The 12814-nt window shown below is 34.1% G+C and carries 5 protein-coding genes; all 5 read right to left on the minus strand.

Annotated features, from left to right (window positions below):
• Nucleotides 1–15: 15 nt before the first annotated feature.
• From PBT89_RS12965 to PBT89_RS12985, 5 genes are read right to left on the minus strand one after another with little or no spacing between them, the layout of a single operon-like run.
• The gene (locus PBT89_RS12965; RefSeq protein WP_270062266.1) at nucleotides 16–4080 is read right to left on the minus strand and encodes a hybrid sensor histidine kinase/response regulator; all 4065 of its coding nucleotides are present in this window, start codon (nucleotides 4078–4080) and stop codon (nucleotides 16–18) included.
• A complete protein-coding gene (locus PBT89_RS12970; RefSeq protein ID WP_270062267.1) occupies nucleotides 4077–7043 on the minus strand; it encodes a glycosyl hydrolase 115 family protein in 2967 nt (988 codons plus the stop codon). Before PBT89_RS12970 ends, PBT89_RS12965 begins: the two co-directional genes overlap by 4 nt.
• A 1-nt stretch (nucleotide 7044) precedes the next feature.
• Entirely contained in the window at nucleotides 7045–8178 is a 1134-nt protein-coding gene (locus tag PBT89_RS12975) for an acyltransferase family protein (protein ID WP_270062268.1), read from the minus strand.
• A gap of 12 nt (nucleotides 8179–8190) precedes the next feature.
• On the minus strand, nucleotides 8191–10416 hold the full coding sequence (locus PBT89_RS12980; protein ID WP_270062269.1) for an alpha-N-acetylglucosaminidase: 2226 nt from the start codon (nucleotides 10414–10416) through the stop codon (nucleotides 8191–8193).
• Between the two features lie 47 nt (nucleotides 10417–10463).
• Nucleotides 10464–12770, minus strand: a complete 2307-nt coding sequence (locus PBT89_RS12985) for a GH92 family glycosyl hydrolase (RefSeq protein WP_270062270.1) — start codon at nucleotides 12768–12770, stop codon at nucleotides 10464–10466.
• Nucleotides 12771–12814 lie beyond the last annotated feature (44 nt).

Below are 12814 nucleotides of genomic sequence, written 5' to 3' on the forward strand. Positions count from 1 at the left end.
GTTTTAATTGAATATTTATTTTAAAAAACTACTAGGAGATTTACCAAACTGCTTTTTAAAACATCGGCTAAAATATAAAGGATCATTAAAGCCTACCATTGTGGCAACTTCACTCACATTATAATTTTTTGTCTTTAAAAGTTCTATAGATTTTCTTAATCTAATAATGCGAATAAGCTCATTTGGCGTAACATCGGTAAGTTGTTTTATTTTTCGGTAAATCTTTGAGGAACTCATTGCCATAGCATCACTTATGAAACTAGGTGTAAGCTTTGGATTATTGATATTTTTATCTATTAATGCCTTGATATCTGTGATGAGATCGATATCGATTTGAGAGTGAGCAAGCTTTAGAATATCTATCTCTTCGTCACCAGAAAATTTTTGTTTAAGATCATAATATATCTTGATTATATTTTCAATTCTGGTTTTTAGCAACGAAGGATCAAAAGGCTTAACTAAATATCCATCTACCCCAATTTTATATCCTTTGATACGGTTTTCATTCTCTGCTAACGCGGTTAATAAAATTACTGCTATGTGACTTGTATTTTCGTCTGCCTTCAGTGCCTCTACAAATTGGAAACCATCCATAACTGGCATCATAACATCTGCAACACATAAAATAGGTTTTTCATTTTTACAGATTTCTAATCCTTCTTTCCCATTTTCGGCTTCATATACTTTATAAAAAGGGGAAAGATATTCAGCAATATATTTTCTTAATTCGGCATTATCATCTAAGATTAGAATTTTATGCTTGATCACAGGATCGATCTTTCTTACAGAGGGCTCAAATGAATTTTCTATTTGCGTAATTGGCACAAATTCTTCATTGGCAACTTCTTTAGGCACAGAATCAAAAATATCTTCTGTATTGTAAGCATCTTTCTTTATAGGAATTTCTACTGTGAAAATGCTGCCTTTGCCAGGCTCACTTTTGACGAAAATGCTGCCTTTATGAATTTCTACTAATGCTTTTACCAAAGACAAACCAATACCTGTCCCGGTTGTATTATCTTGACTATTCTCTGCCTGATAAAATCTCGAAAATATTTTCTCCTGACTTTCTTCAGGAATCCCTATACCATCATCGCTAATCTCTAAAAAAAGATATTCGTTATTTTCACCTTTATAACTTAGATAAAGATCAACATTACCCTGATTATTCGTAAATTTAATAGCGTTGGACATTAAATTATAAAGCACTTTCTTGTATTTATCCATATCGATCCAACAGATCATCTGTTCTTCTTCGACATTTAAATTCAAGTTTATGCTTTTTGCATGAGCCATTTCTAGAAATGAATTGAAAATATTCCTGGTACTAACCAAAATTTCAGACTGTCGGACTCTTAATTTTAATTCTCCAGTTTCTGCCCTCCTAAAATCTAAAATCTGGTTGACCAATCGAAGGAGTCTATTCGCATTTTGATAGATAAGATTAGCTCTACTTTTTAAATATTCGTTTTGATTATTTAAATCTAATATTTGTTTTACCGGACCTAAAATAAGAGTTAAAGGAGTTCGCAGTTCGTGAGAAATATTAGTGAAAAATCTAAGTTTATCATTATTCAGCTTTTCGTCTCTTTCTCTTTTTACCTTTTCCAATAGCAATTCTCGCTTTAGCGCAATTCTTATTTTTACTTGTTTTCTTATAAAATAGAAAAGAATACCTAGAAAAAATAAGATAAGAAGTACACCTTTTAAACTGAGCCAGAATGGATGATCTACCTCTATATCGTATTCTGAAGTTTCACTCCATATACCGTTGCTATTACTAGCTCTTAATTTAAAAATGTAATCTCCAGGGTAAAGATTTGTATACTGAACAGTTCTTACATCACTACCTGTTTCGATCCAATCTTTATCAAAACCTTCTAATTTATATTGAAATTTATTAAGACGTTCGTTTGTAAAAGAAGGTGTTGCAAACTGAATAGAAAAACTTCTGTTGGCATATTGCAATTCTACTTTCTTACTTTTATTGATATCTTCTTGTAATGGCACATGCCCATCTATCTTAGTTCCTGGTATTATTTCTTTATTCTGAACTTTAAACTCTGTTATGATAGGTTTAGGACTGAATAGATTTTCGCTAATTTGATAAGGTGTAAAATAAATAATCCCATCTTTTCCTGCTAAATATATACTCTCGTTATTGAAATTGAAAAATCCATTTGAGCTAAAAATATCTAATCTATTACCACTTCTTACATTATAAATCTTGGTCGTATTTTGTGCAATATTGTATTTTGCTATACTATTATTATTTTGGTTAAGCCAAAGATCCCCTTGGGGTGTAGCCACAATATCTGTGACCCATCTGTTGGTTAACGACTTTGGTATTTCTTGATTAGAAAAGTGATCTTTTTTAGCATCATACCGAGCTAAACCCAATCGTGTGGCTGCCCAGATCGTATTATTTTCTTCATCGATTAGTATATCACTTACATTGTCATATGGCATTTCTGGATGGGAGGTAATTTGCTCATATTTTTTTATTGCTGCTGTTTTTAAATTGTAGGCAACCACTCCGGCCTCTGTAGCCACCCAAATTTCATCTTTATATTTTTTTATTTTATTAATATCGTAATCAGGCAATAGAGGTTCAATATCGCTTGGAGTAAAAGAGCTGGCATTGATAAACCTTATTCCCTCACCAAAAGATCCAATTACTAGCGTGTTATCGTACTTCAAAATACTGAGTATCGGTGCATTTTTAAATCCAACATCTATAACTCTTTCAAAACCGGTTTTATAATTATAAATAAGTAGTCTTCCATCCCATAAACCACAATAAAAGTGAATACCGTCTGCTGAATAAATACTTGCTATATTTTCTTTTATTCCATTAAGTGGTTTAACGCCATCGTTTGCGTGAGTAAACAAACCATTATGCCACGTTGCTACGATAACTTTATCATCATAGGTGCTGGCAAATCCCCTAATTCGCGGTGCCTGCCCATTTATAAATTTAGAGATCTCTCTACTAATTTTAAACTCATTCACATAAGGATCATATTTATCTAATCCATCTTCTGTACCAATCCATAAAACACCGGAGGCGTCAAAATAAAGTGAATAAATTAGATTATCGGTTATGGAACTATCATCGGTAAGTGTTTCATAATTCCAAGAAAAATGTCCTTTACAGATATCTTCAAGCGCTTCACACACCAAAAGCCCTCCTAAAGTACCTAACCAATATTTGCCATTTGGAGCTTTTGCAACAGATAAAAAATAAGGACCAAGCTTTTCTCTAATTACTGGATCTTCTATGTATAAATTAGTAAAGGAATTAGTTTCGCCATCAAATTTATATAATCCTTTACGCGTACCGGCAAAAAGATCGCCTTTTGCATCTTCGTAGATAAAGTTTATATAGGGATTTAGTTCTTCCGAATTAGGAATTGGTAAATTATAATACTGAATATGCTCAATTGTACCGTCTTCTTTTCTGCTAATTTTAGCAATACCAACATTGCCAAAACTACCAATCCATAAATTCCCTTTACTATCCTCAAAAATTTCTTTTACATACTCAAAACCTGATAATTGTATTTTGGTAAATTTTTCTTCAGATGTGTTAAATAAAAATAGCCCTGATGTTTTAGTACCTACCCAGACATTATTCTTCCTATCTGGATACACTGCTCTTATTTCTTCATCTGGTAAACTGTATGCGTTGGATTGATCGGGAAGAAAAGTGGTGAACTTTTGTTTATCCAGATCTAATAATGTAAGTCCTTTTCGGGTTCCTATCCACAAATTATTCGTCTGGCTATTAAATTCTAATGCCGTAACGTCGTCGTGCAATAAGCTATTACTTCCTTTATCGTCACTTAAGTAAGACGTAAATTGATAACCATCAAACCTATTTAAACCTCCAAACGTACCTAACCATAAAAATCCATTATCATCTTGTACGATATGTCGCACAGAATTATGAGAAAGCCCATAGGTATCATTGTAATGTTCAAATTTTAAATCCTGAGCAAAACAAATTTGAACAAATAAAAAATAAAATAAAACAGCGTATTTAATCATAAATTTCAGGGAACTATCGTTCTGACTCATTTACTTTTAGTTTCCGCAGGAAAAGCATAAGCATTTTTAAGTCCGCCTAAATCTATTAAAATTTGATCAATCATAAGACCGGGATCAATGATATAAATTTTTATAGTATGCTTTCCAGGTTTATTTAAAATTGAGGACATTGACTTAATCGTTCGGTTTCTTAGAACATTTTCTTTCCACTCTTCACTTCGTCCTTGTGTTTCAAAATCGATTATTTCTGGAGAGTTGTCATCTATAGCGACCGCACACCGAACTCCGTAATTTTCATTTAAAGGATGAGTGGGTAAACTTGCTAAACGGATAGCTACTTCACCGTAATTGAAGGTGTAGAAATCATAAGATAAGATTGCGCTATTTTTTAATACTGAATCATTTATCGCAATTGGCGCTGCTTTATAAGGTTTTGCCTGCATTACCTTTCCAGTATATCCCAGATTCTGAATTGGCTCCCAGAAAGTTTCAGTTCCTTTTTTATTTTTAGTAGGATTTTCTGCATTTATAACCACAAAACCTTTGTCTTCAATAAAACCATTATATTCTTTGAGTTCTTTTAATTCTGGATTAAAAACAGATACTCCAACCGTCTTTTTTTCGCTATTCGCAAGAATATCTAGCGTTGTATTTACCTTAAAACTTGGTGGAATTAATTGATAATCGTGACCTAGTGGTGCTTCTTTTTTATCTTCACCTTTTGGCACTAAATCCCAATCAATACTTACTATTATTCGATCTTCAGGATTTTCAGTAGAAAGTTTTCCTTCGGTTTTAGATAATTTCAACCACGGAACGTTAGTTTTAGTGCTCCAATTTTGTGCTTCTTTTCCTTTTAAAAACACATCTATGTAATAAGAATTCTCTGTGTATGCATTAAAAATAGGTAACACATCAGAATGTGCATTAGTTGTGTTTTGATTATACTCCATTTCGTGGCCTTCAAGCGAGAGACCTATACCTGATTCTTGTGAAGAGTTAACACCCATATAAGCTGGCTGATCAAAAACCGGAAGATTACGAGGCGACTTATTCATTATATATTTCCATTTTGCATTTTGAATGGAATCATTATAATATGATGTCATCTGGGCTACAGCTTCATAAGCTTCCGCAGATTTTTGCGCATAATATTTGGCACTTTCTCTATTTTGTGTGGCAACAAATTTATTTTTATAAGCGTAAAGCCACATTTTGTTTAAAGCCGCAGCTGCTTTTACCGGATAATAAACGAGTTCATAAAAAGCATCTTTTCTATTATTAGTTATCTGATTTTTAATGCTATCTACGGAAGCAACTAATTGCTGATATTGATTTATTCTCGTAGTAACCTCATCACCATAATGTATCGAAGATAACTGTGTTTCCTTATTTTTAGTCACAGGCTCCACCTGGCTCCAAGCCATAAACTCCGGTTTTCTCTGAAATGCTAGATGATAATAGCTATTCATAATATCACTAATCGCGGAAGAAAATTCTTTGCCAAATTCTCTTTTGGCCCAAGACAACTGATGGCTTTCAACTTCTTCAGATTTCTTAAATGCTGAAATATCCCAGCCCATATCCATAAAAAGCTCAATATTATATTCATGCGGCTTAATATCTCCACTATTTAAAATCCACATTTCGCTAGCATTTAAAGAATAAGCTTTATGAAGCTCTTCCCACATAAGCACCGGATTGGTAGAATTTAACCACAAATAATCATGTGGTCTTCCCCAATAGGAAGTATGATAGTAAACACCCGATCCTCCTTTACGATTTTGCTCGCTTTCGGTACTCAGCTGTCTTATATATCCATAATTATCGTCTGTCCAGATTAGCGTTACATCATCTGGAACTTTTAATCCGTTTTTATAATAATGCAGCACTTCTTTATACGGAACAAAAGCTTGAGGAGTATTTGGATAATCTGCTTTATATTTTTTCAGGATTTCGCGCTGATCGTTAATTACGTTTTCCAATAAACTTACCTGTGAAGTTACATCTTCGTTACCCACAATCATTGGAGAATCGTGTTCACCACGCATTCCTAAAGTATAAATCCCTTCGTAATTTGCAGTCGCTTTTGTTCTTTTTTCGAAGAACTTTTTTATACTCGAAGCATTGGTATCGTAGCGATAATCACCCATCGTTTCATGATCCCACTCTGCATTGATATTGCTTAACATAGGCTCTGCATGAGAACTCCCAACAACTATTGCATAATCGTCGGCTACTTTTTTATTTTCTGGATAGTGATAGAAAGCCTTGGTGCTAGAATGCATTGCCGGCCAAATGGTATTGGCGCGCAATCTTAATAGCAATTCAAAAACTTTAGCATAGGTTTTGGGACCAATATCATTAGTTTCAGGCTCAAAAGTATTTGCAGCCCAGGGTTGAAGTCCCCAATCTTCATCGTTTAAAAAAATACCTCGATACTTTACTGATGGTTCTCCAAAAGTTTCCGAAGCGATATTTAGCTGAATATTTTGCATTTTTTCAGGAACTACATCGGCCCACCATTCCCATGGAGAAACTCCTATTTTTCTTGAAATTTCTAACAAACCATAGGCAGTTGCTCTTCTATCTGAACCTATAATAACTAATGCCTTTTTCACCTCATCAAATGGATTCTCTACGACGAGAATTTTATAAGTTTCCCACTTTCCTTCAATATCAGAGACATCTATTTTGTTGGAATAAACAAGTTGATTAATCCACTTGCTTTTGCCTAAGGTTCCTGCTAAGACTATATTTTCTTCGAGTGAATTTCCTAAATTTGGGATTTTTCCACTGATATTTTTGATGTCATTTTTCAGAAGATTTCCTGCAATTTTAACCACTTCGGCTTCAGAATCATCGATTACAATAGTCGATATTTCATTTTCATCTACTAAACTAAATGAATTCACTTCTTGCGCCCAAATCTGCATTTGAGAAATGAAAAAGAAGATTGTAAGAAATAAACTTACTTTTTTTAAAACCAACATATTATAGCTTTATATATATTTTATTTTTATCTAATATCCACCCCAAAAGCCAACAAACTCCCATGATGAATAAAGCGGTAAGCAAGGCTCCAAAACTCCCTGAATAAATATTCTGAAAAACATGCTGACTCAACCAATCAAAAACTCGTTCTCCGGAAGGGGTATGAATTAAGCACAGGCTTATAAAAAACAATTCTGAAAATAGATAAATAAACAAGGGATTTTTACCAAAAACAGTGAAAAAATAGGTGCCAAATTTGATGTTTTTTAATTCAATTATAAATATTAAAAAACCAATAATACATAAATCGATACCTACAGTATAAAGAGCGAAAGAACTTGTCCATAATTTCTTTGAAAATGGTAAGAATTCATTCCAAAATAAGCTTAAACTAATTAGCATCACTCCTATAACTAATAATTCAGCAACAGTTTTATGCGTTTTTTCATGTTTTCTTATCAAAACACCAGCTAAATAACCACCAATTACATTCACTATGGAAGGCAGCGTGCTTAAAATTCCTTCAGGATCAAAAACTATTCGGTCTTTTTTGTACATATGGGCTTCACCAAGAATCTTTTGATCTAACCATGTAATACCATTAGTTGCCATTTCTAACTCCCTGCCGGTTTCGCCTAAGAGATACAATAAGATCCAAAAAATAATTAATGTTGCTACAGCGATGATTGCTATGGTTTTCCTCTTGAAATAATAAGCCAAAACTGCTACAACAAAATAACAAATAGCGATGCGTTGCAACACCCCCATTATCCGAGTTTGCGATATTGGTTTTAAAACTAATTCATTTTCCTGGTCGAACTCAAAAAACGGAAACCAGTATAGCAAATAACCAATCAGGAAAATCAGTAAACTTCTTTTAATCGTTTTCTTCCAAAAAATTTTTGAGTCTCCACTTTTGAACTTCGGAATAGAGAATGCCATCGCATTCCCCATGGCAAAAAGAAAAGAAGGAAAAACCAAATCTGCTAACGAAAATCCAAACCAACTTACATGAGTTAATGAGGCATAAAATGGCGCACCCGTTCCCGGAGAATTCACAATAATCATAAAACATATCGTTATTCCCCTAAAAACATCGAGCGATAAAAAGCGTTTGGATATTTTATTTTTCAAAAGCATTATTTTCTAATAGTTATATTCTATCGGTTTCATCTTTTGTGTTAGCGGTACAATATCATTTCGATACTTCTTATAAAGCTCCTTCGCTTTGTTAATAGCGCTTCCAGATGGTTGAGTAGGAAATTCTTCTTCCGTTTGCACCCAATTCCACTCCCATTCTTTGATGTTCTCATCGAACTGTGACTGATCAAACTTCAACCAGTCTTTCTTTACAGCTTTAAAATATTGTTCCCATCTGGGCTTGTAGAAGTCGGCCATAAGTCCGCTCCATTGTCGATTACTATATTCATGCAACCTGTTATCTTTTCCTCCCCAAAGCGTAATAAGATCGCGGGCATTTTGTTCGTACAATGCTTTTTCTTGCGGATATGTTCCCCACTCTCTTGCACTAGCTAGCCAAGGACCTAATAAGAAATCCTTTTGAGTAGCTAACAATTCATCGAGATCGTCAATAAGATCTAGAAACTGATTGCTATACTTGTCAAAATCTTCCTTATCATTATTTTGATAAGCGTAGCTAATTTGTTGTTGTAACGGTAATGCATAATTAGCCAAGATCTGCCGTGTTAGATCTACAAGATCATACTTAAAGCCTTCAGAATCCTTATAATTATCGGCTACTTCAATAAATTTATCCCAAGCCGGTAAAAGTTCCTCGGGTTTATAATTTAGTTTTGTTCTTGCCCATCGCCTATAGCCTTCCATAGTTGGACGCGCGACGATTATAGATTCAGCTCCATCTCTAATCACTTTTCCGTTATATGCCGTATTTACTAAAGTATCCCAAGCCTGTAAAAGTTTTTCATCTTCTTTTCCGTAGCGATTTTTAGTATATTGTTTTAACCAGTCTTTTAAATCTATTGGTTTATTACGCCAAACATTATCGGCCATCAATTCATATAAAACAGGGTTTTGCTCTATAGCTTCCATAGTTAGCCCCAAACCTTTTAGTTTCCCAGAGTCTTTACTATTTAATGCTTCAGCCGGAGCAGTAGCTACCGTTTCTATACGACCAAACATGGTGATATTACCTCCAAAATTATGTAACATATTCCAAATCCATTGTTTTCCGTAGAAAGCATCAGTTCTTTTCCATACAGGTTCTATTTCTGTAGCCAGATCTAGAATAATCATAGAATCATCGGGTACTGCATCCAACAAGCCTTTTATTTGTGGAGCCTGCCAAAAATCACGGTGACTATAAAATAGCCAACCCTGCATTACCCAGACCGCGTCTTTATCTACAGCCTTCATACTTTCGTAAACCTTTTTACTGAGTTTGGCTAAATCTTCAGGATCATTAGACGGTGGAGTATTTTCGTTAAAAGTATCGGCAGAGTATAAATGATCGGTGCCATAAACCTCTGTTTGAACTTCTAAAAATCGTTGACCAATTTCTGAAAACAAAGGATCGTTACTATCCAAAATAAAAGTATCCTCAAAATCGTTACCCCAATTGGTTTGTTTTAAAGTAGCATTGGGAAAAACCTTTTTAAAAGATGCTGGCACGTGACCGGTAAAAGCAGGCAAAACGGGCGTCATTCCTAATTCGCGTGCTCTTTTTAATATTTTTAGCTGAAGTTCTTTGTGACTTTCTTTCCAACTTTTAGGTAAAGGACCACCCCAACCGTCTAGATTTCCCATCCAAAACCAGGAAAAATAAGAAGGACCGCTGAAAAATGGATCTAAATCTTCATCTTCAAATCCATAAGATCGATATACTTTATCCCAAATATAAGATTCACCCGTAATGGCTAATGGCATATTGATTCCATGAAGCGCCATCCAGTCTAATTCTTTTTCCCATCGCTCCCAATCCCACCAACTCATCGTGTAATTAAACGTGCAATAATTTAGATAATATCGATAATCGTAAGGCGTTTTCTTATAAATAGGTTGAGAAACTAAGGGAAGTTCTTCTGGTAAATTTAGATTAACACCGTTCCAAGTAATTTGCCCATTAGTAACGTTTTTGATGTAGTAATAGAGAGCAGAAGCAATTGAAACTCCATTATTTCCTTTCAACTGAATTTTATCTTCAGAAGTAGAGATTTCAAAATAATCATCCTGACTTGTGCTATCAATAATTACTTTAAATTGAGAAGCATGATCGGGAAGTATTCTGTTTAATAATTCGTATTCTGCTGTGCTTTCGTGATGCTGCTCTTCTTTTTGAGTACAACTTAAAAAAAGTGTCACCACTATTACAGAACAAGTAAAAAAATATCGCATACCAATATTATTTAAATTCTTATAAAATTCTCAATTTTCTTCTATTATTATTTATGCCTTGAATTCGTCATGTGTAATCTGATTTCTCCACCCTTTATTAAATCGCTATGTTTAATTTCAAAAGAATCCAATTTCCTGTCATTAAATTCAGCACTCTCCACATAAATGTTTTTCTCAGAATTGTTATTAGAAATGATACTGAGTTCTTTCCCCTCATAAAAATCGGAATTTAAATCGATCGTAATTTTGTCGAATATTGGACTTCCTATTTGGTAAGCAGGATCTTCCTCTGTTCCTCCGTTCATCTGAAAAAGTCCCAATTTCATTAATACAGCTAAACTTCCCATTAATCCCTGATCTTCATCTCCGTTATATCCTCTAGATGGAGATAGATCTGAAAAAACAGTATTTACAATCTTTCTAGACCAATATTGAGTTAATTCAGGATTTCCCAATTTGGTAAAAACAAAGGCGGTTTCTATCGAAGGTTGATTTCCGTAGTTAATAGGTATTCTACTATATTCAGGATGTAATTCTGCATCGTGAGAAGTTCCCGAGGTAAAACCTAATTTCTCTGCTTCTACAAACTGATTGTTTAACTTCAAAATTGCTTGCTTTTTTCCTCCCATAAGCAAAGAAAGACCTTCTAAATCGTGTGGAACAAACCAGGTTGCTTGCGCAGCATTCGCTTCTACAAAACCATTCTCGTATTGATAAGGATCGAAATTGTCACTATAACTACCGTCCACTTTTCTAGGAGACATCCAACCTACATTTTTATTAAAGACATTCTTATAATTTTTCGATCTTTCTGTAAAATAATTATAATCCTCCAGTTTTTGTAATTTCTTGGCGAGTTGGGCTAGGGTATAATCTTGATAAGCATATTCTAAAGTCATACTAGAACCATCTTTATGAATTCCGTATTCATCCTCTGGTACGGGCAATGGGTAAGGAACGTAGCCTTTATCTAAATAATAATCTAAACCACCACCAATAGAAGTTTCATGCTCATAACCCGCTTTAGCCATAATTCCGCCGGGCATATGGTTCAGTTTTAATGCCTGATAAATTTTATCTAAGTCTTCAGAAATTAATCCTTTTTGTATAGCACTTACTATAAAAGGAGTTGAAGATGCACCTGTCATTACATGGGTATAATTACCTCCTGAAGGTCCTCTTGGAATATAACCGCCATCTTTGTAATACTGAATTAAGGACATTGTAAATTCTTTCATAATGTCTGGATATACAAGTCCCCACAACGTATTAATAGTCCATTGTGCTCCCCAGAAAGAATCTGAATTATAATGATTAAAAAGTGGACTTCCAGTCTTATCTAATGGCAGCTTTCCTATTCTAAAATTATCGCCGGTATTATCTGGATAATCCCCATTACAATCACTAATGATTCTTCTTCCTTGCAAAGCATGCCACAAATCGGTATAAAATCGATCTTGCTGTTTTTTATCGCCACCTTCAACACGAATTCTTCCTAACAATTTGTTCCAATGTTCTCGGGACTCCTTTACTACTTTATCGAAATTCCAATGATTTAATTCTGACTGAATATTTAAATTGGCATTCTCGGGTGAAGTATATGAAATTCCTACTTTAGCCATTAACTCGCCAGCATCCTCTTCAAAAGTCACCAAATAATTTCCGGTATTATTATCTTTTTTAATTGAGGCCACCGGTTTATTAAAATGCACTTTAAAATAAGTAATTAAAGCTTTTGGTCGCCTACTAGTAGGTGTCATTTTAAATGAACCTGATACTACTTTTTCACTGTCTAAAACCAACGAACCTTCTGCATTATCACAAGGTCCTAAAGTGGTATTGAGATTGAATAATAAAGCCTGAGAATTACTATTTTGATAGTTATATTTATGAAATCCTACCCGAGTAGTACTGGTTAATTCAGTTTCAATTTGATATCTATCTAAAAAAAGTTTGTGATATCCTGGATGTATTTCTTCAGTTTTATGATCGAATTTCGAATAAAAATCAGTAAAAATTTTCTCGTCATCAGCTTTCGCAGTAACAGGCATCATAGAAAGTCCGGCCATTTGCCAAGCGTGTATATGACTAAATCCTTTAACAGTATCGGTGTTGTAACGATATCCACTACCCCACGCCCCATCGATCTGGGTGTCTGGGCTAAGATTAACCATCCCAAAAGGTCTGCTGGCAGAGCTAAAATAAAACCATCTAGAATTTTCAGTATCTAATAAGGGGTAAACTTTATCGACATATTCTTCTGAAGCTGTTTTTTCTGTTTTACTGACTTTGCAGGAAAACAACAAGAGTAATAAACAGACTGTGAGAATACGCCGGACATTTTTAAAATTCATATTCAAAAGTATTGGGGTACCAATGTACTAAACTGATATAATAA

Source organism: Zunongwangia sp. HRR-M8 (assembly GCF_027594405.1).
Classification (GTDB): domain Bacteria; phylum Bacteroidota; class Bacteroidia; order Flavobacteriales; family Flavobacteriaceae; genus Zunongwangia.

Excerpts from the sequence above, each read along its gene's own strand:
- PBT89_RS12980 (WP_270062269.1), bottom strand. The coding sequence starts at position 10,416 with ATGCGATATTTTTTTACTTGTTCTGTAATAGTGGTGACACTTTTTTTA.
- PBT89_RS12965 (WP_270062266.1), bottom strand. The coding sequence starts at position 4,080 with ATGAGTCAGAACGATAGTTCCCTGAAATTTATGATTAAATACGCTGTT.
- PBT89_RS12970 (WP_270062267.1), bottom strand. The coding sequence starts at position 7,043 with ATGTTGGTTTTAAAAAAAGTAAGTTTATTTCTTACAATCTTCTTTTTC.
- PBT89_RS12985 (WP_270062270.1), bottom strand. The coding sequence starts at position 12,770 with ATGAATTTTAAAAATGTCCGGCGTATTCTCACAGTCTGTTTATTACTC.